We start from the raw sequence: 25867 nt of genomic DNA on the forward strand, positions 1-25867 counted from the left end.
ACAACCAACCATCAACAACCAACCACTAACAAACTAGAATCAATATCTTCCAACTTGGCGCAACCGCTTAATGCCATTGCCAAATCAAGTTCATTACGTAAAATTTCGATAACATGATCCACGCCAGCTTGTCTGTCTACAGCTAATCCCCACAACACAGGACGCCCGACAAGTACAGCTTTTGCCCCCAAGGCTAGAGCTTTAAGAATATCAGTACCTCTACGGATACCGCCGTCTACAATCACCTCAGCACGTCCATCTACAGCTTTTACGACTTCCGCTAAAGCATCCAAGGAAGCGATCGCACCATCTAGTTGACGTCCACCGTGATTAGAAACAATGATCACCTTCGCGCCACATGCAACTGCACGCACAGTATCATCACCGCGTAAAATTCCTTTAATTGCCAAAGGTAAGGGAGATATAGATTGTAACCATTCCAAATCTTGCCAAGTGACTGATGGGTCAAGTTGTTGGGCAAAATAAGTAAATAACCCAGATTCTCCCTGTTGCTTAGGAATGTTGAGTCCGCAGAGGGTGGTAAGATTGGCGAGTTGCAAACCTGGTGGTAGGGTGAATTGATTGCGTGTATCTCTCTCCCGCCTCCCTAGCACAGGCGCATCGACAGTGACACACAGCGCTTGATAGCCTGCTGCTTCAGCACGTTCTACTAAAGCACGGGTGAGATTGCGATCGCGATGGATATATAACTGAAACCACAAAGGTGCATCTGGAGTTTGTGAGTGATAAACTTGGGCGACTTCTTCAAGACTCTTAGTAGACATCGTACTCAGCACCATACCCACACCTGCACTCGATGCAGCTTTGGCTGTTGCTAATTCTCCATCAGGATCAGCAAGACATTGAAATGCCATCGGTGCAATTAACAGAGGCATTTGCAGAGGTTGATCTAAAATCTTGGTTGTGAAGTTGCGGCTACTCACATCAACTAGCACACGGGGACGAAGTTTGATTCTATCGAAAGCAGCGTGATTATCCCGCAATGTGATTTCATCCCAAGCACCACTAGCATAGTAATCCCAAGTCATAGGAGACAAGCACTTCTGGGCTTGCTGTTCGTAATCGAATAAGTTCAGTGGTTTGGTGAAGTACTTTTCTGATTCTTCCACTACAACTCCAATATTAAATTACGTCTGATGTGGAGATGATCGTTTGTTAGGAAAAAGGAAATGAAGCGTAAGATTATTTTAAACTCTTTGGTTGCCATATCAATTCTTGTAACTGGTTTAGTCATTTCTTCTAAATCTGGAGCTGAGCCAGCATCTGTCTTTAGACCTTTAATTTTTGATGATGTGTAGAGACGTGCCATGGCACGTCTCTACATTGCCCTCCTGATAAAGGTTTTGGTCTTATCTGAACTGTATTGATCTATATTATTCCTAAATCATGAGTGAACAACTAGATCCCCGACTTCTTTAAGAAGTCAGGGATCTGAATATCTAAATTTTTGCAATTTCAATTCCAAACAACAACCAAGACAACCAACAATCAATAATTTATCGATTTAAAGGTACTCTAATTAATTGATAAGCACCACTTTTTCCTAAAGTTTGATAGTTATTTGATTGCAAACCCATTTCTGGAAACTTTTTCGGTTGAGCTAGAACTAATATTGAATCAGATTTTGTTTTATTCACAGCCTCCTTTTTCACATAATCTCCTGCGGCGGCACTCATTTTGATGTAATTTACGGGACGTTGGCTGTAAAAAACAACTGTGGGTTTTTGGAAGCCAACCATGACTAATTCTTCACCTGGTTTTTGGGCTTGGACTGCGATCGCTGATAATTCTCTTAAAGGTAACTGACGTTCTTGATCTATCAAAAACAAAGCTGGAGTTAGGACAAAAATTAAAGATAGCGCAAACGCCAATAAATTTACACCAATCAAATGACGCCAACGACGACGCAGTATTACCACTGCCAATACCACTGCACACACTAACCAGATTACCCCTCCCAATGTTGTCAAACCTGACTGTTGCAGCAGTTGGCGAAATTGTGGTGCAGCCGGATCACTACCTAACAACCGGGGTACGTAAAACAGTGCTACTGCGATCACTGATACAAATACTACATTTACCCAGCCAGTCCAGAGGAGGAAGGAGAGGGAGGGGGAAGACAAGGGAGAAATTCTTCCTTGTCCTATTTGCTCCCTTATGCTGCTATCTTTAAACAAATCGCTCCACAAAAGTCCTACTAGGATTGCTGCTGCTGGCATTAAGGGCAGGACGTAGCTAGGAAGTTTGGTGACAGCTATGGTAAAAAAGCCGAAGATGCTCACAAACCAGAAAAAGGCAAATAAACCAAGTTGTTGCGATCGCTCTTGAGAACACCAATAGTTGCGCTGCCAAAATTTCAGCCTTGCCATTGATAACGGCAAGTACACTGAGTATGGAGCAAAACCCAGTAATACTACTAGAAAATAAAAATACCAAGGAGCTGTATGACCATTGACTACTTCTGTAAAGCGTTCAATATTGTGGTAGCCAAAAAACGAGTTAATGTAATTCCAGCCATTGCGCCAAGTCACCAGCAGGTACCAAGGCAGTGATAAGCCCAAAATCATCAGTATACCTAGCAAGAGGCGCATTTCTCGCACGACCTCTCGTAATTTGCCTAGATAAAGCAAAAACACGCCGATAATTAGCCCTGGCAAAACAATACCCACCGGGCCTTTAGTCAAAATTGCACCAGCAATTAGTACGTAACAAGCTAGATACCATTTATTGGGGATAGGGGATTGGGGATCAGGAGAAGATAAAAGAGACTTTTCCCCTAGTCCTCCTAGTCCCCTGTCCCCGATCCCCGATCCCTCCTGACTCGCATATCCCAAAAAAAAGCACAACAATGCTGATCCTATGCAGCCAGTGAGCAGCATATCCGAGACACCCGTCCTTCCCCAAACAATCATTTCGGGATTAAGTGCCATCACAGCTGCTACTATGCCAGCAGTTAACCAGCGCCTAGAAGGACGAAAAACTTGTTCTAAGGCATCTTGTTTTGCCAGTTGCCATTGCACAGTGTAAAAAGCCAAGCCAATTACAGCCATTGCCGCGATCGCACTTGGCAGACGTACAGCCCACTCATTCACACCAAAAATGCTGTATGCGATCGCCTGACACCAGTAAATCAAAGCAGGCTTATCAAAGCGAGTTTTACCGTTGAAAAACGGTGTAATCCAATCGCCTGTTACGTACATTTGGCGGGAAGCTTCAGCAAACAAAGGCTCAGTTTCATCTATTAGCCCAATACTGCCCAAATGCCAAAAAAATGCGATCCCACCAACTAAAATCAACCATAAAGCTGACAGTGCGATCACAAAGGCTGGACGTTTACCAATCCTAGTTAACAACTGGTCAAGAGCGCGAATTGTCATTGAGTCACAAGTCAAGAGTCAATAGTCAATAGTCAATGGTCAAGGGTCACTAGTCAATAGTCGTTTAACTGTGATTTTTTGTTCTTTGTTTTCAAAACAAATATTAACCACCAACCACTAACCACTAACCACTAACTACTAACCACTAACTACTAACAATTAACTATTGACTAAGAATCAACTCCCATTCTTGCTTTTGTGGGTTCCACACAGGGGCAGGAGTTTCGCCAACCACGTAAGGTCCCCAGTAGCGACGGGAACCATCCTGTGCAAAGGCAACTAAAATATCTCCCTTTTCAATTTTGATGCTACCGTTAGGTAGCGATAAAATCAGTCCCTTTTCACTACCTTCTCCTGGGGCAAAATCCCAATGTGCTGGAACAGCATAGCTTTGTTTAGAATTACTTTTAACTCCCGCTTTCCGTGCTAGTAAAGCAAGGCGGACTGGCTGTTCGGTTTGATTACTCATGCGTAAAATTCCCTGGCCTGTTGCTTTGCCTGTCGAGCCTTGATGATATGTAAATAAGGTTTTTGAAGGTGCCGCTACAGAAGTATTTAAAGTAGAAGCGATCGCACTTTCTGAGTGAGTGTTTGCAGGAGATTCAGAGGGTTGATCCGCCTCAAAGGATACTTTTACTTCATAGCACCCTACAGACAGCAACAGCAATCCCAAGCAGGCAGCTGCGAGAACAGCATGACGGTAGATTGGCGATTTCATATTGATAATTATTACAAATAAGTATTTTTTCTAGGCTCGTTCAAGATACTAGCCCACTCTCAACAGTGATAAGTGACTCAGTGAACATAAAAACTATGTCACCGATCACAAATAACTAGTAACTGGTTTAATTGCCAAGACTGGCTTTATGAGAATTAAGGGTAGGATGTATAATTCATGTCATCCTAAACATCAATATCGAAGGAAGTAAGGAAAAAATTCCTTGACGCTTCATTTCTTCGCTTTAGCTCAAGATGATGATATTGTGTATTAATTTTTGTGTTTACCCTAAACCCAAAACAACTTCAAATAATATCCACACAACTTTATGCTAAACCTAATATCTTCAAGATGGGAATATCTAATTAAATTTTGCTCCAAGTCCTTCTCAAGCTGGGTATGGGAGTATAAGAGTGTAGTTATTTCATGAAGGCAGAAGTGTTAAGGCAGTCTCTATAAAACAAGTTTCATAGGGACTACCTTCTGCCCTCTACTTTTTTGTAATATCTCAATCATGCAAAATACTCGTCTCAACAACCTATTCAATATACTTACTAGGCGGTTAGCACAATGGATTTTCAACCCTTGGCGACGCATATCTATATTAATAATCAGTTTTTTATTGGGTTTTTTTCTTGGAAGCGCAGTAGCAACTACCGCTGGACAAACAGCAGAATGGGATATTGTAGTAGCTGGCACTTTGGTATTGGGAGTAGAAATTGCCAATAGGATATTTTACAATCGCAGCGTCTTGGCAAGGCAAGTCTTTTGGGTGCAAGCAATCAACTTCTTGAAAGTTGGTCTCACCTATAGCTTATTTTTGGAAGCATTCAAGCTGGGATCGTAAGGAGTGTGGAGAGATGGGGTGATGGGGTGATGGGGTGATGGGGGGCTAGGGGTCCCCACTTTGTGGGGTTGGGGGGCAATGGGGTGATGGGGTGATGGGGAGATGGGTGAGAGGTGTGAGAAGTAAATATTAAACAACTAACAACCAACCACTAACCACTAACTACTAACTACTAACCACTAACAAATGACCAATGACAAATCTGTATTTCGTGATGTGTTAGAATTTTGCCAAACTCATCTCCAGATGCAACCACAAGCTGTGTCGGAGGTGTTGGGTAATGTGTGGCTACCTCTGGCTAAGAAGTTGGTATCCCATCGACAGCAACTAAATCGGCCGCTAATTCAAGGTTTTTTGGGAGTACAAGGGACAGGTAAGACTACTTTGTGTCGGGTATTGGCTTTGATTATTGAACATTTGGGCTATCATACCCTGAATTTGTCTTTGGATGACCTATACAAAACCTATCGCGATCGCCAAATTCTCAAACAGCATGATCCCCGCTTAATTTGGCGTGGTCCACCAGGAACTCATGATGTTGAATTAGGCTTAACTGTACTAGACAAAATTCGTAGCTGTGAACTACCAGTGTCAGTGCCTCGCTTTGATAAGTCAGCATACAACGGTGCTGGTGATAGAACTACCCCAGAAATTGTGACAAATGCAGACATTGTATTATTTGAGGGTTGGTTTGTCGGCGTACGCCCAATAGATCCCAGTGCATTTGATCACCCACCGCCGCCGATTCTGACTCCTGAAGATCAAGCTTTTGCCCGTGATATCAATCATAAACTGCGTGATTATCTGCCACTGTGGGAAAGATTAGATAGCTTAATTGTGCTGTATCCCAAAGATTACCGACTTTCTTTGAAGTGGCGCCAACAAGCCGAACAGCAAATGATTGCTCTTGGCAAGCCGGGCATGACAGGACCAGAAATTGAGCAATTTGTCAAGTACTTTTGGTGTTCTCTTCACCCAGAATTATTTATCAAACCCTTAATCGAATCTCCAACACTAGTTGATTTAGTAATTGAAATTAACTCCGATCACAGTTTTGGTAACATCTTAAGTTAGTCCATTTGTCATTTGTCATTGGTCATTTGTTATTTGTTATTCACCCCATCTCCCCATCTCCCCATCTCCCCATCTCCCCATCTCCCCATCTCCCCATTGCCCCCCAACCCCACAAAGTGGGGACCGCTAGCCCCCCATCACCCCATCACCCCGATCCCTAATTACTCAATTCATTACTTGCCAAAGCTTGATTAATATGATTTAGCAAATCTTCCATTGATATTGAGCGAGGCAAAACTTGGCTTGCGATCGCACCCACAGCATTTTCTAAGGACTGTTCCTGAGCAAGATCAGGATTTAATTGCTGATCTAGTACTAAAACGGGTGGCAATTTTACAGGTAACTCTCCTAGTACTTTCAGGGCTGAGTATACTTCTTTTTTCAAACTAGATTCTTCTAAGCAAATTAGCAACAAATCAACGCTTTCGTGACGGAGTTGTTGTAGCAATTCTTCCCAAGATCGACCTATCGTCGCTTTCAGTCCGGCTGTATGCAAATACTGAATTAATGCTTGGAACCACTCGGAACCACGAGAGATAGTTAGAGGTTTAAAGCCTTGCTGGGGAAAATCTGTGGCTTGAGAGTCTTTTTCCAAACTTTTTTTACTAGAGTGCTTGCGTTTTGCATCTGGCAAATCTGGCAGTGCTGCCAATTCCACTACTAAGATAGTGGGAGGACAGGAAATACCAACTGCGATTTGCAACACTGATAATAAAGCATCTATTTTTTTACTATTATCGCTGTTATTTGTGGGCGATCGCATTAAGCAAGGAAACACGGACAAACCAGCTATTTGAGAAGCTATTTGTGTGGTTTTCACATCACAAGTAACTAACGGTAGAGTTGCCAAGCGAGGAAACTTACTCAGTTTTTGTAGATAAGCTGCTGCTGCTGGTACTTCTGCATCCAATAAAACCACATCAAACTGCCACACTCTCGCTAGCAATTCTGCCTGTTCAATATCATCTACTTCGATGATCCGATGTTGTAGTAGGAGGGGATACAAATCAAGAGTGTCTCTTTCAGGATGGGCTAATCTGAGAATTCGTAGTGGGGTATGAACTGGAGTTGCTTTAGCTTCTTTGTTGTGCGGCTTTTTTTGGGAAAATGTATACAAACTTTCCAGTAGCGGTGCTAAATATTGAGGTTCCACAGGTAAACTCAAGAAACCATCAGCACGATTGGCAAATGCTTGTTCTTTCTCCGCTGCTGTTGCTGTCACAATTACAGGAATGTGGCGAGTTGTAGCATCGGATTTGAGTAAGGTTAGCACATCCCAACCGGAAAGCAAAGGTAGTAAGGGATTGAGAAATACAGCTTTAGGTTGCAAACGACGGGCTTTTTCTACGGCTTCACATCCTGAACGCGCAATTACTACTCGATAACCCAAACCAGTAAGTTGTTCAGTTAAATCTTCAATATAGCGGGCAACTGCTTCTACAACCAATACTAGTTGTTGAGAAGAACTAGAGTGATGGACTGTAGATGTCTGTCTTCGCCTCTGTTGTTCCCGCAGGTTTGGCGTGAGGTTGTAGTGGGATGGTTGATGGGGTGGTACGGTGGAGGGGCGGGGTGAAATCTTTCTTCCCATCTCCGCTTCTCCCCATCTCCCCATTATCTTTTTCCCCATCTCCTCTTCTCCTAATCTTCCCACTTCTTTCGGGGGACTCGGTGGTAATAACAAAGTAAACTGACTGCCTTTACCTTCACGAGATAAAAAGCTAACATCACCACCGTGGAGACGAGCAAGGGCCCTAGTTAACACTAACCCCAGTCCTGTACCTTCAAACTGACGGGTAAGGGGATGTTCTAATTGTTGGAATTTTTGAAATATCAGATGCTGTTGATGTTCGGGAATGCCAATACCTGTATCCCACACTGTAAAGGTAATCCAACCTTCCCAGCGACTGACTTGCAGCCCGATTTTTCCTCCTGTTTCGGTGAATTTGAAGGCATTGGATAGCAGGTGTACCAACATTTGACGCAGGCGAAACTCATCTGCGACAATTTCTTCTAAGCCTGGTTCTATGGAAAGACTGAATTTGTGTTCTTCTCCACCAGTCTGAGGATGAGAAGAGACAATGGTTTTGCGACTTTGGGCATGGATAGCTTTTGCTTCACCAACAGCGCGATCGCACACTGTACGAATATTAACAATTGCTAGCATTAGTTCCATTTGACCCGTTTCCATGCGGGTCAAATCCAAAATATTATTGACCACACTCATCAAATGCCGTCCACTTTGATGAATTAGTCCAGCATAACGCGCTTGCCGCTCGTTGAGTTCTCCTAATTGTTGATCTACTAACAACCGCGATAATCCCAAAACCGCAGTTAGGGGAGTTTTTAACTCATGACTAATACAAGCTAAAAATTCATCTTTTAACCGATTTAGTTGCATCAAATCGGCATTTTTTGCTGCTAGTTCTTTACAAAGCTGCTGCTGTTCGGTGACATCTGTGGCTAGCATTAACCACAAGTCTGGGTTAACTGCTGTGTCTGAACCGGGATTTTTAACTTTTAGTTCTGGACTGTCTAAAGGAATTTTGGCAAATTGCCAGACTCTTTCTTGCCCGTTTTGTACTTCTACAACGCAGGTACAAGTTCCATGTCGGCTATCTAAAAAGCAGCGATTGGCCTTAGAAGATAATTGTGTAGGTTGTTCTGATGATGTAGGTAATTCTGAATATGGACTTGTAGCCGTTGGTAGCAGTACTTCACTGTTAGTTGACAAATTCTCGTCTCGAAGCAGAGTTTTCGCGGCTACCGGCTGAGCTTGATAATGATGAGTATGATTAGTAGTGCTGCTATCAGCTAACCCTTTGTGAGTATGATCTTCCAGATTTTTGAGAGTTGCCGGAGTCAGGATTGCTTCTACTTGTTGTCTGACTCCTTCTGGATCTTTTAATACTCCTAATTGCTGCCACCACGCTGGATTTTGGGTTACAACCTTGCCTGTGTTAGTTTGCAGCATTAAAGGCCAGGGTAGTCTCTCTAAGAGTTGAATTAAAGGATGATTCAGCAATGGTGAAGATACGGGTGTTACCTGTTTTGTTTCCTTTGTGGGCTTAGCTGCCACTGGTGTTTTGCGGCGACGGGATTTGGCTTTGTTGGTAGTATCTTCGATTTGCGGTTGAGTTTGTATTCTTTGCCGAACCACAAATTGCAGTAAGCGTGAGCTATCTATTAATCCTAAAAATTTACCTTCAGAGTCAATTAATGCCCAATCTCGGTTAATATTATTTTTATTCTGTTGCGATCGCAACAAATAACTAAATTCCTCGACACCCCAGTCCGAGGATAAAGTTTGTATTGGTTGTATCAAACTTGATCCCCAGCTTGTCAATGTTTGTGCTAAATCAAAAGACCCTGCTTTATGACTATTTGCTTGATTTGCTGCCAAAATTTCTGGTAGCAAATGGGCAGAATAAATTACCCCGACGGGTTTTTGCTGCTCATTCAAAACTACCAAGCGATCGCACTGCTCCGTCTCAAAAATTTCCAACACAACCTTGAGAGTTGCTGTTCTTGAGCAGATGGGTAAAGTGCTGATGAATTCGTAGAGCGGGTACTTTAACATTGACATAAGCTTTCGAGTAGATTCTCTCGGTGCGGAAACATCTAGCATCACCAAGCAACTAACCTGGTGCTGTTTGTGTTCCCAGCCATATCCTCACTTTGCCATTCGTGGTTATCAGGCGATTCAGGTTACGGGTTGAAAAACTCACCCTTACACCTGCTTCTCAAAGGCTTTGGAAACCAGAAATTCAACCCTCCAAGAGTTTGTGTGGGCGATGGCGTTTGACTTTGCTCTTTTTCGGTTTGAGATTAACCAATAAGCTAAGTACATTTACAGGGGTTGCAATACGATTTTGTTTTTTCGTAGTTCCCCAAAACTGACTAGAAAAAGGCGGCTATGCAGTAGACACAAGCAAGGAAAGTTTTTTCATCCGTTCGGTGCTTATGCAGTTGTTATGATGGCTATTTAGTTCTTTGTGTGAGTTAAAGGGTAAATAATAAAACCTTTTCCCAGACACCTGACTTTTTGCCTTGGGGGACTGCCCGTGCAGCAGGGTAAGAAATAATACAAAAGCTTTTAGCATTAGTGTTATTTCTTTTCAGCATAGCTGCCAACCGCATGTCTATCGTTTGCTGCTAAGCAGTTTGTGTTAGCGATAACCACCGCTCAGAATTTAGCCTCCTGTTGCCAGTTGTGTTGCTGGTGTTAAAAAGCCTCTTTAGATAGCAACAACTAAAACAATTATGGCTCCAAAGATTCGCTTTAGAACCTTTAGGAATTATAATGATTTAGAATGCGACGAACATTTAACTTAGTTTAAGTATCTTATCTAAGGAGTAAAACTAGAGAATCTGTATTTGGTTAGAGATGAAGGACAAGAGGCAAACATCAGCCGAGTTAGCATGAGACTAAATCTGTGCCAATTTATGTCTGCTGCGCCCATGAATAAATAATGTCTAGTCGCAAGCATTGACGACTAATTTACTCTACACTAATCCCCTCCTCAAAATACAGTTCAAATGCTTGCTTGAAATAGCATCTGTAACAGTTGTTAATAAGACTGTACAATTCGTTAAGAACCAAACTTTAGGTAACTTTACAAATTAGCTATGCAGCCGATGTGACTGTAAGATTGTTCGCCAAATTACAAGTTCTACTTAATTTACTGTTCATATATATGAAATTTAGTATGCTCTTTGTTCACCGTCATTTTTCTTGAAACAGAAGTTAGCAACGTTATGAGGAAAGTTAAACATTGATCAACTTAAAAAGCATATCTATGCCTATGGTTTTGAACTAGAAATTCAGCTTTAAGGTCAATTTATGCTGTAATCACAATTAGCTCAATGGGAATATGTAACACTAGTGACTTGACAAATAATAAATATTGTTATCAAGCAACTACCACTAAAAAATCTTGAAAAATCTCATCCTTGACTGAAGAAGTAGTTGCGTTCAAAAGTAAAAATAGAAAACCGAAGCGAAGATTTCACATGTGAATAGATGTCAGCAGCCAGAACAGCAAAGTTTTTTTCAGCAAATGACAAAAGCCGAACAACAGGCATTTTTACAGGAACTCAAATCAGACTACCGCCAGATTCTTATAGATTACTTTACCACAGACAAAACTCTGAAGGAAAAAATTGATAAATTTATCAATGCAGTATTTTGTGCTAATATTCCTGTGCCGCAAATTATAGAAATTCATATGGAACTAATTGATGAATTTTCCAAACAGCTAAAATTAGAAGGACGGAGCGACGAAACTTTACTAGACTATCGCTTAACGTTGATTGATATCCTTGCTCACTTGTGTGAACTTTATCGGCGATCACTTCCGAAAAAAGTAAGTAGATGGCAGATGGAGAAAGATTGAACCTATCTAGTTTATGGGCATAAGCATTTTATGTTTAATTATGTCTACCTACTTAAAATTGATAAAAAGCTTGCAGATGGTTGGCATCACACAAGTTGAGGCGCAGAGTCGAGCAGTACCGCTACACAGAATTCAAAGTAAAAAATTAAAACAATCAAGTTTGGTGTGTTTCTAACCAAGTTTGGGATGATATCTCTATCTCCGTCGCGTTGTACTAGTATAGGGAAGCAGAAGACACAAAGCCTAAATTATGTCAAAGTTAAGCTTTTTGTCTTTGAGCCTTAGGTTCACCGTCGTGATCAGTTAGCACTGAAAGCTGGTGTCTTTACTTTTTATCCCAAACTCTAACCTTATGAAGAAAATAAAAAAGACTTATGTTCTCAAGTTGTACGTGGCAGGGAATACCGCCAATTCAGTCATGGCACTAAGAACACTAAAAAACATATTAGAACAAGAATTTAAAGGAGTTTATACTCTCAAAGTCATAGACGTACTCAAAAACCCACAGTTAGCAGAAGAAGATAAAATATTAGCCACACCAACATTATCTAAAATATTGCCTCCACCAGTTCGGAAAATTATTGGTGATTTATCAGACAGAGAAAGAGTATTGATTGGTTTAGACTTACTTTATGAAGAGTTAACAGAAGACGAACAATTCCAAGCAGAATAGACTATATAAACAGATAAAACTAAGTCTCAACATTTATTAATATAATAACTGGGTTGAATTCCCATTTGTTAAGTATAAAAAAAGATGAGAGAAAACGACCAACCAGAGAAAAACAATGCACCTCTATGTAGTGGTGTAGAAAAAATTCGTACGATGATAGAGGGGTTTGACGACATTAGTCATGGTGGATTACCGGTAGGTAGAACTACTCTGGTCAGCGGTACCTCTGGAACTGGCAAAACGTTATTTTCTCTCCAGTTTCTTTTCAACGGTATTAGCTATTTTGAAGAACCAGGGGTGTTTGTCACTTTTGAAGAATCGCCCCATGATATCATAAAAAACGCACATATTTTTGGTTGGGATTTGCAAGGCTTAATCAACGATGGGAAGTTATTTATCTTGGACGCTTCTCCTGATCCAGAAGGACAAGATATTGTTGGTAACTTTGACCTCTCAGCATTGATCGAACGCTTGCAATATGCCATCCGCAAATATAAAGCAAAAAGAGTAGCGATCGACTCCATCACAGCCGTATTTCAGCAATATGAAGCTATTGGAGTAGTACGGCGCGAAATTTTCCGTTTGGTAGCCCGACTCAAACAACTTAATGTCACCACTATCATTACCACAGAACGCACTGAGGAATATGGACCAGTTGCTTGTTTTGGGGTGGAAGAATTTGTCTCCGACAACGTAGTAATTGTCCGCAACGTCTTGGAAGGGGAACGTCGTCGTCGTACCGTCGAAATTTTGAAATTGCGTGGTACAACACACATGAAGGGCGAATATCCTTTCACAATTACGAATGAAGGAGTCAATATTTTTCCACTTGGGGCAATGCGTTTAACTCAAAGGTCTTCCAACGTACGGGTATCTTCTGGGGTTAAAACCTTAGATGATATGTGTGGCGGTGGTTTCTTTAAAGATTCAATTATCTTAGCAACAGGAGCAACAGGAACAGGTAAGACATTATTAGTCAGCAAATTTATTCAAAATGGCTGCCAAAATGGCGAACGGGCAATACTATTTGCTTACGAAGAATCGCGCGCTCAGCTCTCACGTAACGCCTCATCTTGGGGTATAGAGTTTGAGGATTTAGAACGTCAAGGATTGCTAAAAATCATTTGCACCTATCCTGAATCAACTGGGTTAGAAGATCACTTACAAATTATTAAGTCAGAAATTGCTGATTTTAAACCTGCTCGGATTGCCATTGATTCGCTCTCAGCGTTAGCGCGAGGTGTAAGTAATAATGCATTCCGACAATTTGTAATTGGTGTCACGGGTTACGCCAAGCAAGAAGAAATCACAGGCTTTTTTACTAATACAACTGATCAATTTATGGGTTCGCATTCGATTACCGACTCCCATATCTCCACAATTACTGACACGATTTTAATGTTGCAGTATGTAGAAATTCGTGGAGAAATGGCACGGGCAATCAATGTATTTAAAATGCGCGGCTCTTGGCACGATAAGGGTATTCGTGAATACAATATCACAGCAGATGGTCCGGAAATTAAAGATTCTTTCCGCAATTATGAAAGAATTGTCAGCGGAGCGCCGACTCGCGTTAGTATCGATGAAAAAGCTGAACTGTCTCGCATTGTCAAGAGTTTTCAAGACAAAGATAGCAGTGATGCTTCCAGTTAGCCTCGTGTTATATTCTGTGTGAAAAAACGGTATGAAGCCGCCTTATTTTTGTGTGAGGGGATGCGGTGAAAGGACAGATTATATTCTATAGTTTCTTACCCGGTGTAACAGCAGCAGTATTAACCACTCAACCAACTTGGGCGCAGCAAGTTGTTAATCCCAGTATTTCTACTCCTGTAGATGCTGGAGACTTGGTAGCAAAAAATACTAGTTCTGCAACTAATTTGCCAACCACCATCAAGCCAGCAGCACTAGGAGAACTGAAGACACCTAACATGCAACGGTTTGCAACTCAAGATATTGGCAAAATAGCTACTAAAACAGTTGCTGTACCAATAGGAGATATTTCTTTTCAGGATGTGCCAAGTGTTTTCAGCTTAGCAGCAAATCCGTACCAAACCCAGCCAATAGATAGCAATCAACTCGCTTCTGCGATCTTTGATAGCAACTTGCAGCCAGAAATTATGCAAGTTGCTCCCTTTGAGTATGGTAATCAGCATGGGTGGCAAATTCCTACGGAGACTCAAACTGGATCAGAGAAAAACTCTGTGCAGCAGCCTACATTATCGTCTCAAGTCAGGGAAAAGCTGCGTGAAGTCAGGATTAGCAGAAACTCAACTTCAGAAACAGTACCGCTAGAGGTAAGTGATGCGATCGCGACTCAGCAATCACCTAAATCTTCAGTCACACCAGTACCATTAAAGCAAAATCCTGATGTCCAAGCCTCAGCTTTTTTAAAAAATGTCGCTAGAGGTTCAGGTTCGGCGAAGCTATTGGAAATCGAGAATTGTTCACCAGATACGATGAGTTGTTCTCCACAAAATTACCCTCCGCAACTAGTATCGCAAGCAGTTTCTCCGACACCGACTCCTACAACACCAACCATCAACAACCAACAAAAACCAACAACTCCCCAAGTTCCCATTGTTTCACCTATTTCTAAACCAACAACACCTCCACCTGATTACCTCAACCCTGACAAAAGTAACCCCTTGCTCTTTCCTACTAGACCAGATGAAGTCAGACAAAGGGGAACCCAGCCAATTACCTTAGAACAAGCTGTAGAGCTAGCACAGCGCAATAATACACAACTACAAATAGCTTTATTGGAACTAGAACGAGCTAGAGCTAGCTTGCGAGAGGCTCAAGCAGCTTTATTTCCTACTGTTGACTTGAGTGCTGGAATTACCCGTCAGCAATCTGCTCAAAGTCAACTCTCTTCAGAAGTACGACAACGGCAAGAAGAGGGTTTACCACCAGAACTTCGTAGTCAATCCACTGGCGATGAACCGAGTACATCCTTCACTGGTCAGGCACAACTTATTTATAATATCTATACATCAGGCAGACGCTCAGCCAACATCGGAGCTGCTGAAGAGCAGTTACGCTTCCAGGAATTGGATGTTGCCCGACAATCTGAAGAAATTCGCCTCAATGTTGCCCAAAATTACTACAACCTGCAAGAAGCAGACGAAAATGTCCGTATTCGGCAATCTGCTGTGAGAAATGCTGAGGTAACTTTGCGCGATGCCCAAGCTCTAGAAAGGGCAGGTGTAGGTACTCAGTTTGACGTACTGCGAGCACAGGTAACTTTAGCAAATGCTCAACAACAACTGAGTCAGGCATTATCTCAACAAAGAATTGCTCGTAGTCAGTTAGCCATTACATTAAATATTCCAGACGCCCTGAGTGTCAATGCCGCAGACCCTGTCAGATTGGCGGGTCTTTGGAATTTGCCACTAGAAGATACTATTGTACTAGCTTATCAAAACCGCCCGGAACTGCAACAACAGTTAGCACAACGTAATATAAGTGAACAGCAACGGCGTTTAGCACTGGCAGATTTGGGTCCACAAATCAGCTTAGTTGCTAGTTATAACCTATTAGATCAGTTTGATGATAGTATCAGCGTTACCGATGGTTATTCGTTAGGAGTGCAAGCCACCCTCAATTTGTTTGATGGGGGAGCGGCCAGAGCCAGAGCTGATCAGCAAAGAGCTAATATTAGGATTGCTGAAACTCAGTTTAACGATACACGCAATCAAATTCGCTTCCAAGTAGAGCAAGCCTATTCGGAATTAAGAGCCAATTTAGACCGAGTGAACACCGCCAATATTGCTTTAGAACAAGCCAGAGAATCTTTGCGTTTGGCGCGTTTGCGATTCCAAGCAGGTGTGGGAACTCAAACAGATGTAATTGCAGCTGAGGATGACCTGACAGAAGCAGAAGGCAATGTGGTCAGCGCTATTTTGTCTTATAATCGCGCTTTGGCTAGTTTGCAAAGATCTGTAACTGCTAGAGGATTAGGTAGGGTTGGTCAGTAGGCAAGGTTGGTTGTTGGTGAGACCAGCCCCCCAAAAAGGCGGTCTCCGTCACGTAGACACGAAGTGGCTTAAGGTAAGGGTAGGGGGACTGGCGAACCCGTAGACACGAAGTGGCTTCCCGTCAGGGTAGGGTTGTTTGTTGTTAGGGTGTTGTAACAATCAACTACCAACCACTAACAATCAACCACTAACCATTCAGAACCTTCTGTAAAGTCAGTAATAATTCTTTGACAGTATAAGGTTTTGACAAAAATCCACTGATATTGGTTGTTGATGCTTCCGCTAACTTGCTGCTGGAGGCTAGTCCGCTGGTGGCAACAATTTTGACTGTCGGATTGATTTTTTGCAAAGTACGAATAGCTGTTAAACCGTCTAGAGACGGTAGCATGATATCCATGAGGACAGCACTAATTTTGTTCCGATTCTGGGCATATAATGCGATCGCTTCAATCCCATCACTAGCCACTAGGGTTTTGTAGTTATGAGTTTCTAGTGATGCTCTAGTAATCTCTTGAATAGCAGGTTCATCATCTACCACCAAAATCAATTCTCCTTTACCTGCTAGCGGTTCTAACTGTGGTGTTAACTCTATTTGTATTCCCTGTGCTGCTGGCAAGTAAACCTTAAATTGAGTACCACGCCCTACTTCACTATAGACATTGACAAAGCCACCGTGGCTTTTGATAATACCAATCACTGTGGAAAGTCCTAAACCCGTTCCTTTGCCTAATTCTTTGGTAGTGAAAAATGGTTCAAAAATTCTCTCGACGATTTCTCTGGGAATACCAACACCAGCGTCTGCTACAGTAATCACAGTGTAAGGGCCGACTTTGGCTTCCAAGTTCATACGAGCATAGTTTTCATCAATCAAGAGATTGTCTGCTGAAATCGTCAAACTCCCACCATCTGGCATAGCATCACGAGCGTTGACACACAGATTCATCAGCACTTGATGTAGTTGTGTGCTGTCTCCATAAACTGTCCACAAATCTGGCGCTACATCTATACACACTTCAATGGATCTGGGGAAAGTTTGTTTGACAATCTTGACAACTTCTCGGATTAAGTGCTTGACTTGCAAAGTCATACGCTTGCCTTCCACACCTCGGGCAAAAGACAAAACTTGCTTGACTAAATCAGCACCACGTCTAGCACTATCTTCGAGTATTTCTAGCAGATGTTCATGTCCAGAATAAATCTCAGGGAATTTCAGTGGTAATAGTTGAGATACAGCCAGAATCGGTGTGAGAATATTGTTGAGGTCGTGGGCAATGCCACTGGCTAAAGTACCGATACTTTCTAGACGTTGGGCGCGAAATAATTGCGTTTCTAGCTGCTTTTTCTCAGTAATGTCTGTATCAACAGTGAGAATAGATTTTGGTGTACCGTCTTCTTGACAAACTAAACTCCAGCGACTAGAAACTAAAACTTTCTTACCACTTTTAGTAATTCTAGGTAGTTCCCCCTGCCACTTACCTTGATTAATCACTGCTAAAAGTGCTATTTCCAGTTCCTCTGGGGGTTCATCATCATATAAAAGTTCCACAACTTTTTTGCCGTAAGCTTCCTGTGCTTGCCACCCGTAGAGATTTTCCGCGCCTTTGTTCCACAAAATAACCCGATTATCTAAATCTCGGACAAAAATTGCATCTGTAGTGATATCTAGTAGTGCAGCTTGTTCGCGGATTTTTTCTTCAGCAAGTTTGCGATCGCTTATGTCAATACTGGCACAAGTCACCCCTACTACTTCTTGCGCTTCATTTCGCAACGGTTCTACTGTCAAATCAAAATATCGTATTCCCTGTGCAGTAGTTATTGATACTTCTTTTCTTATTCCTATTCCCGTTGCCAGGACACGTTGTTTAATATTAAAAAGCAGTTGGGCATCAGCAGCAGCAGTTAGGTCTAAATCTCGTTTGCCTAAAATTTCTTCGTTAATAAAACCCGGTGAAGTATTGTAAACCCAGGTATAACGTAACTCTTTATCTTGGTTGAAAACAACAATGGGGGAGTTTTTGAGTGCGACTCGAAATCTTTCCTCACTTTGACGCAATGCTTCTTCAATTCTTTGTCTTTCAATGGCGTAGCGCATACAACGCACTAATAAATCACCACTTACCTGTCCTTTAACCAGATAATCCTGCGCCCCCTCCTGCATAGCTCGCAGAGCCAAACTCTCATCATCTAAACCAGTCAGCACAATGATCGGAATAGCTGGTGCTTGGTGGTGTAAAGTAATAAAAGTTTCCAAACCTTGACTATCTGGCAAAGAAAGATCGAGTAAAATGACATCAAAGCTTTCTTGATTGAGCAACTTCAGCGTCCTGTCTAATCGCTCAACAGGCATCAATTCAAACTGTGCAGTAGTGACATCCCACAAGAATTCTTGCAACAGACGGACATCACCGGGATTGTCTTCTACCAACAAAACTTTGATCATTTGTCATTAGTCAATTGTTGTTTGTTGATTGTTGTTTGTTGGTTGTTGTTTGTTGGTGGTTAGTGGTTCTACCAGACGTGCCATGGCACGTCTGGTACATTAGTTAGTGGTTAGTAGTTAGTGGTTGGTTGTTAGTTGTTTAATACTTACTCCTCACACCTCTCACACTCCTCACACCCATCACGCCATCACCCCATCTCCCCACCACCCCATCTCCCCATCACCCCATTGCCCCATCACCCCATCTCCCCACCTCCCCATCACCCCACCTCCCCACCTCTCCCTACTCCGGCGGCAGCTTGACAATGGTAAACCAGAAGTTCTCTATAGATTGTACAATTTTGACAAATTGGTCAAAGTCAACTGGCTTGGTAATATAGCAGTTAGCGGAGAGATTATAGACCTTGAGAACATCTTCTTCTGCTTGAGAAGTTGTCAGCACGACTACGGGAATTCGCTTTAGTTTTTCATCTGCTTTGATTTCTGCTAGTACTTCTCTGCCATCTTTTTTCGGTAAATTTAAATCTAGCAAAACAATGTCTGGGTAGGGAACATTGGCATATTTACCTTCTCTACGTAGAAACGCGATCGCTTCTACGCCATCTTCAACTATATTTAAGTTTACAGAGATTTTGCTGTCTTCTAAGGCAATTTTGGTCAACTCTACATCACCGGGATTGTCTTCTATCAACAAAATCTCAATAGGCATAACATCTATTAAAGTATTTACATTCACGATGCCCTACCTATCCTATCTGGAAATGTAAAGTAGAAGGTGCTGCCTTGACCTAACTGCGATTCAACCCAGATACGTCCACCGTGGCGTTCCACAATTTTTTTACAAATTGCCAAGCCGATACCTGTACCGGGATACTTGCCACGGGTGTGCAAACGTTGAAAGATGATAAAAATGCGATCGCAATACTGCTCTTCGATACCAATTCCATTATCACGCACCCAGAAGAGCCATTCATTTTTTGATGGGGTGATGGGGTTTCTATTATGGGGTGATGGGGGGCTAGGGGTCCCCACTTTGTGGGGTTGGGGGGCAATGGGGTGATGGGGAGAACCTAATTCTATATTCTCCCCACCTCCGGTTCTCCCCACCTCCCCATCTGTCCTTGCTACGCCAATATGAATCTGTGGCGGCTGTTCGCTGCGGAATTTGATGGCATTACTAATCAGGTTCTGGAATACTTGTACCAGTTGGGTACTGTCGGCGATGAGTTGGGGTAGAGGTTCGTCGTGGGTGATGACTGCATGGGTTTCGGTAATGGCGACTTTGAGATTGGCAAGCGCTTGTCGCAAAACAGTATGACAATCAACTACGCCAAAAGGCTGTCCACGGGTGCTGACACGGGAGAAGCTCAACAAATCATTAATTAAGGTTTGCATCCGCCTCGCACCGTCTACAGCATAGGTAATAAATTCATCAGCTTTGCTGTCAAGTTTGCTTTTATACTTTTTCTCTAAAAGTTGCAAATAACTTGTTACCATTCGCAATGGTTCTTGTAAATCATGGGAAGCAACGTAGGCAAACTGTTCTAATTCCGCATTGGAACGAGCCAATTCTTCACGTCGGTGTCTTTCTTGTTCCAATAATTGCGCTTTGGCTAAGGCAATGCCAATCTGAGTTGCCAGCTGTTGTAATAGTTCGATTTCCCAACTACTCCAATTTTTAGGACGGATACATTGCTGAGCAATTAGTAAACCCCAAAGTGTATCTCTGACTATAATTGGTACAAGTATGTGACCTTTCACACCAATGTTTTCCAGAAATTCACGGTGGCAAGGATGGATATTTTCTGTTTTGACATCAGGGATGATATTAACCCTGCCTTGGCAATAAGCTTCTTGGTAATTTTCTTGAAAACACGGATCAAAGAATTTCCTGCCTAAAATCGAGCTACAACCATTGATGAGTGCTTCTTGCACTACTGTTCCGGAACCATCACTCCACAGTCGAAAGATAATGACTCGATCAGTGTGTAATAGTTTTTGGATTTCTGTAACAGTGGTTTGCAGAATTTCTTCTGTTTGTAGAGGTTGGCGAATTTTCAGGGCAATTTCAGCTAAAAGTTGCGATCGCTGATTTTGCTGTTTTAATTCTTCTTCTGTGCGTTTTCGTTTCGAGATATCACTGAGTACTCCTACCATCCGCAGCGAACGACCATTGTGATCTCGAATGACTTTACCTCTGATTAAAAACCAGTTGTAGCTACCATCCACGCGACGCAATCGCAATTCTATTTGGTAAGGCTGGTTGAGTTCTAAATGTTGGTAGAGTAACTCAGCAAATTGCTCTCGATCTTCGGGGTGTACTAATTGATAAAGCGATTCATAGAAGTGTCTTTTGCCTGTATTGGGTAAACCCAAGAACTCATAAAATCGCTTTGACCAAAAGCAGGTGTTCTGGATAATATCCCAATCCCAAATAGCATCATTAGTCGCATCGATCACCAACTGTAATCGTTCTTCACTTTGGCGCAAGGCTTCTTCTGCTTGCTTGCGTTCGGTGATGTCCAAGGTGACACCAATCATCCGCATCGGTGTACCATCAGTTTCATAGATGCCACGCCCCCGCGCTAATATCCAATGGACACTGCGATCTGGCCAAATACATCGGTACTCTGCTTCATAATCAATTTGTTGTTCTAGAGCTTGCTTGACAGAATCCCTTACATAATTGCGATCGTCTGGGTGGATACAGTCAAACAGCATTTGATAGGAAAAATCTATTTTGGGAGGTAAACCAAAGTTGGCTTTGCACTGATTCGATGCAAACAGTTCCCCGGTTTTTAAATCTACCTGCCAAGAACCTAGTTTACCAGCTTGTAATGCCAGCTTGAGGCGTTGTTCATTTTCCCGTAGTGCTGCTTCTACATGTTGGCAATCCCTTATTATTGTGTTGGTGGATTGCTTGTGCAGTAAAAGCATTGCTTGCTGAGCTAAAATTTGCAAAGCCTTTACCTGTTCGGTGTTAAGTCGTCGGGGTTGACGATCCATCACGCACAGGGTGGCGATCGCATATCCCTCGGGTGTCACCAGAGGTACACCAGCGTAAAATCTCACGTAGTAAGGCGTTGCTGTAATTGGGTTTTCTGCCCATACTTGATTTGCCAAGCTATCAGAAACAATGAAAACATCTCTTTGCTGAATACAGACAGGACACATCCCGACATCGTATGGTAGTTCAGTGACGTCCCAACCAACTTTTGCTTTGAGCCACTGCCGATTTTCATCAACAAAATTGATACAGGCGATCGGCGTACCACAGATCAGGACTGCTAACTGCACAAGATGATCAAAAGCAGTTTCGCTGACAGTATCAAGTATTTGGTAGTGATGCAGGGCTGCTAATCTTGCCCTTTGCTGAATATTTGGTAGAGCTTTCATGAATATGGGTGAAGCAAATTAATCTTCCAGCTTCAGAATCGTAAAACCCAAAATTAGTAAATATCTTGACTGCTTAATATTTACAAATTAAATGCACTATAAATTTATTATTTTTTAAATTAGTAAATTATTTGTGTAAAACTCATTTTTCACAGGAGTTTTTTAAGATTTTTGTAAAAAAGCTCAATATATTATTGAGTGATCGTGCTTTCTACAACACAATAATTTTTTTCCGCCACAAGTTATTCAGTTCCTCGGCCCTTTAGGGATACAGTCGGGGTTCATACAGTTTCAGTATAAGTTTGATAAATTTGGCGACCAAGGAGACAAGGGGGACAGGGGAGACGAGGGGAAGATTTGTTTCAAGAATTTGTGAAAAAGTATCAGAATTAAAAAATGTTTGTAGTTGCGTCCCTGACACAACTACAAACTATGTGTAGCTTTGATTAAGAGAGTTGGTAGCAAATTGTTACAGAAGTTAAGTTTGGTAGCTTCCCCTTTGTCTTCTTAATGGGTGTAGGCAGAATCAACTTATGCACTTTTGCGATAAAAACAGAAAAGAATATATAAAAAGCGATCGCACTTTATGAACAATAAAACTCTTGGACTAGACAAATCTCTTTATGACTACTTACTTTCAGTATCTTTGCGAGAGCCGGAAATTTTAACTCAGCTGCGTCAGGAAACGACACAGCACTCTATGGCCACAATGCAAATCGCACCCGATCAAGGACAGTTTTTAGCATTGCTAGTTAAATTAATTGCAGCAAAAAAGACTTTAGATATAGGTGTATTTACGGGTTATAGTTCTTTAGTAGTTGCATTGGCTTTACCAGCCGACGGTAAAGTAGTAGCCTGTGATGTAGATGAAGAATATACAGCGATCGCTCGTCGTTACTGGCAAAAAGCGGGTGTAGCAGATAAAATCAATTTGCACCTTGCCCCAGCTTTGGAAACTTTAGAAAAACTCCTCGCAGCAGGAGAAGCAGAAACCTTTGATTTTGCTTTTATTGATGCCGACAAAAGCAACTATGACAACTACTACGAACTAGCTTTGCAACTCGTGCGTCGAGGCGGACTGATTGCGATCGATAATGTACTATGGTCAGGTCGAGTAGCAGATCCTCAACAACAGGATAATCGAACTAATAAAATTCGGGCATTTAATCAGAAACTGCATCAAGATCAAAGAGTGACACTGAGCATGTTAGCGATCGCTGATGGTTTGACTTTAGCCATGAAAAATTAGAATTTTTGCGTCAACCTGTAGGTGTTTTGCACAAAGGGTAAAATTTATAGGCTGAAAGTCTTACCAATTCTGGTTGTGAACTCTCTTTTATCCAAACAGAGGTTGACGCAAAGCCTTTAACACATACCACTCAAGGCCTAGCTAGATACAATATCCTAAATCAAAACATTACAACACAACCTTTTGATTTGCGGAATCGGATAGCGATCGCTTGTATCCTGTCACATCTGGAAGATTAAGATTATCCTATGATTCACCACATTTCAATTTCCGCCATAAATCCCCAACGTGTTGCACAAGCTTTAGCAAAAGTAATGAAAGGACAAATCGCACCCTTTGCTCCTCACCCAGGTAGCTACTTTGTCTTTCCTGGCGATGAACACGGTACAGCAATTGAAGTTTATCCTTTGGGGTCTGAAATCGTACCTGGTGCAGCAGCAAATGAACAGTGTATGTTTGTCCATAATGCCAATGCTTCTATGTTCACAGCTACCCATGCAGCAATTTCTGTACCTATCAGCCAAGCAGAAATTGAACAAGTTGGTATGAATGAAGGTTGGCGCGTGGTGCGCTGTAGTCGCGAGTCTTTCTTTGATGTGATTGAGTTTTGGGTAGAAAACAGATTAATGATAGAACTGTTAACTCCAGAAATGGCTTCTCAATACTTAGCATTTACAAAGACAGAGAAATTGCAAGAATTTTTCGCCACCGCAGCTAATTAATGAAGCAGGAAAAATAAACTAAGCATAAGCGATTTTCAAGTTCTTTGTGAAAACTACACTCCTCAGCTAATACCGATTCAAAAAATGTTTGCGACACATTCAGAATATGAGACGCGATTTATCGCGTCTGTACAAAATTCATCTGTCGCATTCTTTTTTCAAATTGGTATAACTTATATCCCCCTTGACATCTGTCGTTTTTTCTCCTCCAGACGTTCTCTCTTTTCTGGAGTGAGACTATCAAAACAGTAGGGACAACTAATTCCTTCTTCATATTTGGGAGAATTTTTGTCAGCTTCCGAAATAGGATGTCCACAACCGACACACATCTCATAAGAACCGGGTTCCAAACCATGACTCACAGCTACCCGTTCATCGAAGACAAAACATTCTCCTTCCCAAAGACTTTCCTCTGGTGGAACTTCCTCTAAATACTTGAGAATCCCGCCTTTGAGGTGATAAACCTCTTGAAAACCTTGTGCCAACATAAAAGAAGAAGCTTTTTCACAGCGAATACCACCAGTACAAAATAGTGCTACCTTCTTGTGCTGACTAGGATCAAGGTGATTACTTACATATTCTGGAAATTGCCGAAATGATTCTGTAGCGGGATTTTGCGCTCTTTTAAAAGTACCAATACTAAATTCATAATCATTGCGAGTGTCAATTACCACTACTTCTGGATCGGAAATAACTGCATTCCAATCTTTGGGACTAACATAAGTTCCCACTTTTTCATTAGGGTCAATATCAGCCATTCCCATAGTGACAATTTCTTTTTTCAGGCGTACCTTCATACGCTGAAACGGTGGTTCCTCAGCAGTAGACTCTTTATGTTCCAAATCAGCCAAGCGGGAGTCAGAACGCAAAAAAGACAGTAGGGAATCAATAGCCTCACGGGAACCTGCAACAGTAGCATTTATACCTTCTTCGGCCAGTAAAATAGTTCCCTTGATGCCTTGTGCTTGGCAGTAAGACAGCAAAGGTTGTTGTATCTCAACGTAATCTGGCAGTTTAACAAACTTATAAAATGTAGCAACAACTAATGTCATTTCCGCTTGAACACTTATACTATCCGTTGGGGTGGGTAATTGGTAATGGGTAATGGGTAATTGGTAATTAAGATACTGATGATTTTCCCATGCTTAATGCCTAAGCTTTATATCGTAAGCAATTAGCCGGACTTAATATAATTTCATATTCGCTTGAACATAAACGCATAACGGATAATCTATCTGTAACCATCGGTGTTTATCGGTGTGTATCGGTGTTCGTTTCTAAAACATAACTATTGGTCAACCCATTAATCCACATCAAGGGTAATTCACTTTAAATACTACTGAAAAATTATTTGCTGGCATCTGATAAACATTGACTAAACTCAGATTGTGTGTACTAGCTGCTGTTACCACATCTTCGAGATTACGTACCCCCCATTCTGAATTTTGGGCGCGTAGATACTCATCAAAAGCAGCGTTACTTGGTGCAGTATGTTTGCCGTCCCGTTTGAGTGGCCCATACAAGTAGAGGATACCACCAGACGAAAGAATGCGACCTGCACCTGCCATTAGTCCCAAACAAGCATCCCAAGGTGAAATGTGGAGCATGTTGATATTGACTATGGCTGTAATTGGTGACGGATGAAATGGTATTTCTTTCTCCACTATCCAGACTGGCTCACGTACATCAATCTCTAAAGGTGGGTGAAGAGTTTCACACGGTACATGTTTTCTCCAAGCAGCGATGCTAGCACGATGTAGGGGATTAGGGTCAGAAGGTATCCATTGACGAGGAAACAGACGAGGAGCAAAATAAACTGCATGTTCTCCAGTACCGCTAGCCACTTCTAATACACTACCAGTAGTGGGCAACACTTGCATGAGTACTTCTAGAATTGGTTCACGATTGCGCTGGGTGGCTGGAGTGTGTTGGCGCGCATCTTGTGGTGTGTGCATCAGGCGGTAATTTTCAGGTTTT

Annotated in this window: 20 protein-coding genes; 10 read left to right on the forward strand and 10 right to left on the reverse strand. The window is 42.0% G+C overall.

Translation table 11 applies throughout. The annotated features are described in order from the left end of the window. Nucleotides 1–11: 11 nt before the first annotated feature. The 4 genes from UYI_RS0124840 to UYI_RS0124855 form a co-directional block, all read right to left on the reverse strand. The gene (locus UYI_RS0124840; RefSeq protein ID WP_016869386.1) at nt 12–1130 is read right to left on the reverse strand and encodes an alpha-hydroxy acid oxidase; all 1119 of its coding nucleotides are present in this window, start codon (nt 1128–1130) and stop codon (nt 12–14) included. After that, entirely contained in the window at nt 1130–1330 is a 201-nt protein-coding gene (locus tag UYI_RS37175) for a hypothetical protein (protein ID WP_016869387.1), read from the reverse strand. The genes UYI_RS0124840 and UYI_RS37175 overlap by 1 nt, the downstream gene beginning before the upstream one ends. 187 nt (nt 1331–1517) lie before the next feature. Next, complete coding sequence (locus UYI_RS0124850; protein ID WP_016869388.1) at nt 1518–3398, reverse strand: ArnT family glycosyltransferase; 1881 nt, start codon at nt 3396–3398, stop codon at nt 1518–1520. A gap of 163 nt (nt 3399–3561) precedes the next feature. Continuing rightward, the gene (locus UYI_RS0124855; RefSeq protein WP_016869389.1) at nt 3562–4116 is read right to left on the reverse strand and encodes a hypothetical protein; all 555 of its coding nucleotides are present in this window, start codon (nt 4114–4116) and stop codon (nt 3562–3564) included. 514 nt (nt 4117–4630) lie between these two features. On the opposite strand from UYI_RS0124855, the gene UYI_RS0124860 reads away from it, so the two are divergent. The 3 genes from UYI_RS0124860 to UYI_RS37180 all read left to right on the forward strand — a co-directional run bounded on the left by UYI_RS0124860 (nt 4631) and on the right by UYI_RS37180 (nt 6198). Continuing rightward, entirely contained in the window at nt 4631–4963 is a 333-nt protein-coding gene (locus UYI_RS0124860) for a DUF565 domain-containing protein (protein ID WP_016869390.1), read from the forward strand. A 186-nt stretch (nt 4964–5149) separates the two neighbouring features. Further along, nucleotides 5150–6037: a glycerate kinase gene (locus UYI_RS0124865; RefSeq protein ID WP_016869391.1), complete on the forward strand. Its 888-nt coding sequence runs from the start codon at nt 5150–5152 to the stop codon at nt 6035–6037. Nucleotides 6038–6042: 5 nt separating this feature from the next. Next, nucleotides 6043–6198 carry a hypothetical protein gene (locus UYI_RS37180; protein ID WP_157226387.1) on the forward strand — a complete coding sequence of 52 codons (156 nt, stop codon included), beginning with the start codon at nt 6043–6045 and terminating at the stop codon, nt 6196–6198. On the opposite strand, the gene UYI_RS0124870 is transcribed toward UYI_RS37180, so the two are convergent. Further along, entirely contained in the window at nt 6195–9617 is a 3423-nt protein-coding gene (locus UYI_RS0124870; protein ID WP_016869392.1) for an ATP-binding protein, read from the reverse strand. The genes UYI_RS37180 and UYI_RS0124870 overlap by 4 nt on opposite strands. A 1435-nt stretch (nt 9618–11052) precedes the next feature. Between UYI_RS0124870 and UYI_RS0124880 the strand changes: the two genes are divergently transcribed. From UYI_RS0124880 to UYI_RS0124895, 4 genes are all read left to right on the forward strand, one after another. After that, nucleotides 11053–11433 carry a circadian clock protein KaiA gene (locus tag UYI_RS0124880; RefSeq protein ID WP_016869394.1) on the forward strand — a complete coding sequence of 127 codons (381 nt, stop codon included), beginning with the start codon at nt 11053–11055 and terminating at the stop codon, nt 11431–11433. 352 nt (nt 11434–11785) lie between these two features. Then, entirely contained in the window at nt 11786–12106 is a 321-nt protein-coding gene (gene kaiB / locus UYI_RS0124885) for a circadian clock protein KaiB (RefSeq protein ID WP_026086155.1), read from the forward strand. A gap of 84 nt (nt 12107–12190) precedes the next feature. Further along, a complete protein-coding gene (kaiC, locus tag UYI_RS0124890) occupies nt 12191–13759 on the forward strand; it encodes a circadian clock protein KaiC (RefSeq protein ID WP_016869396.1) in 1569 nt (522 codons plus the stop codon). Between the two features lie 65 nt (nt 13760–13824). After that, the gene (locus tag UYI_RS0124895) at nt 13825–16083 is read left to right on the forward strand and encodes a TolC family protein (protein ID WP_016869397.1); all 2259 of its coding nucleotides are present in this window, start codon (nt 13825–13827) and stop codon (nt 16081–16083) included. Nucleotides 16084–16270: 187 nt separating this feature from the next. On the opposite strand, the gene UYI_RS0124900 is transcribed toward UYI_RS0124895, so the two are convergent. Continuing rightward, a complete protein-coding gene (locus UYI_RS0124900; protein ID WP_016869398.1) occupies nt 16271–18523 on the reverse strand; it encodes a hybrid sensor histidine kinase/response regulator in 2253 nt (750 codons plus the stop codon). A gap of 135 nt (nt 18524–18658) precedes the next feature. On the opposite strand from UYI_RS0124900, the gene UYI_RS37185 reads away from it, so the two are divergent. Continuing rightward, nucleotides 18659–18826 (forward strand): hypothetical protein, encoded by a 168-nt coding sequence (locus UYI_RS37185; RefSeq protein ID WP_157226388.1) that lies wholly within the window; start codon nt 18659–18661, stop codon nt 18824–18826. On the opposite strand, the gene UYI_RS0124910 is transcribed toward UYI_RS37185, so the two are convergent. After that, the gene (locus UYI_RS0124910; RefSeq protein WP_035139024.1) at nt 18807–19232 is read right to left on the reverse strand and encodes a response regulator; all 426 of its coding nucleotides are present in this window, start codon (nt 19230–19232) and stop codon (nt 18807–18809) included. The two genes, UYI_RS37185 and UYI_RS0124910, sit on opposite strands and share 20 nt — an antisense overlap. 23 nt (nt 19233–19255) lie before the next feature. Then, the gene (locus tag UYI_RS0124915) at nt 19256–21919 is read right to left on the reverse strand and encodes a PAS domain-containing protein (RefSeq protein ID WP_016869400.1); all 2664 of its coding nucleotides are present in this window, start codon (nt 21917–21919) and stop codon (nt 19256–19258) included. A gap of 586 nt (nt 21920–22505) precedes the next feature. Between UYI_RS0124915 and UYI_RS0124920 the strand changes: the two genes are divergently transcribed. Both UYI_RS0124920 and UYI_RS0124925 read left to right on the forward strand, forming a co-directional pair. Continuing rightward, nucleotides 22506–23168 (forward strand): class I SAM-dependent methyltransferase, encoded by a 663-nt coding sequence (locus UYI_RS0124920; RefSeq protein ID WP_016869401.1) that lies wholly within the window; start codon nt 22506–22508, stop codon nt 23166–23168. A 248-nt stretch (nt 23169–23416) separates the two neighbouring features. Then, the gene (locus UYI_RS0124925; RefSeq protein WP_016869402.1) at nt 23417–23890 is read left to right on the forward strand and encodes a hypothetical protein; all 474 of its coding nucleotides are present in this window, start codon (nt 23417–23419) and stop codon (nt 23888–23890) included. 173 nt (nt 23891–24063) lie between these two features. Here UYI_RS0124925 and trhO read toward each other — a convergent pair whose 3' ends face one another. Next, nucleotides 24064–24942 (reverse strand): oxygen-dependent tRNA uridine(34) hydroxylase TrhO, encoded by an 879-nt coding sequence (gene trhO, locus UYI_RS0124930; RefSeq protein WP_016869403.1) that lies wholly within the window; start codon nt 24940–24942, stop codon nt 24064–24066. Nucleotides 24943–25203: 261 nt separating this feature from the next. Beyond that, complete coding sequence (locus tag UYI_RS0124935) at nt 25204–25845, reverse strand: DUF938 domain-containing protein (RefSeq protein WP_016869404.1); 642 nt, start codon at nt 25843–25845, stop codon at nt 25204–25206. Between the last annotated feature and the right edge of the window lie 22 nt (nt 25846–25867).

The sequence above is a fragment of the Fischerella muscicola PCC 7414 genome, from assembly GCF_000317205.1.
GTDB classification, from domain to species: domain Bacteria; phylum Cyanobacteriota; class Cyanobacteriia; order Cyanobacteriales; family Nostocaceae; genus Fischerella; species Fischerella muscicola.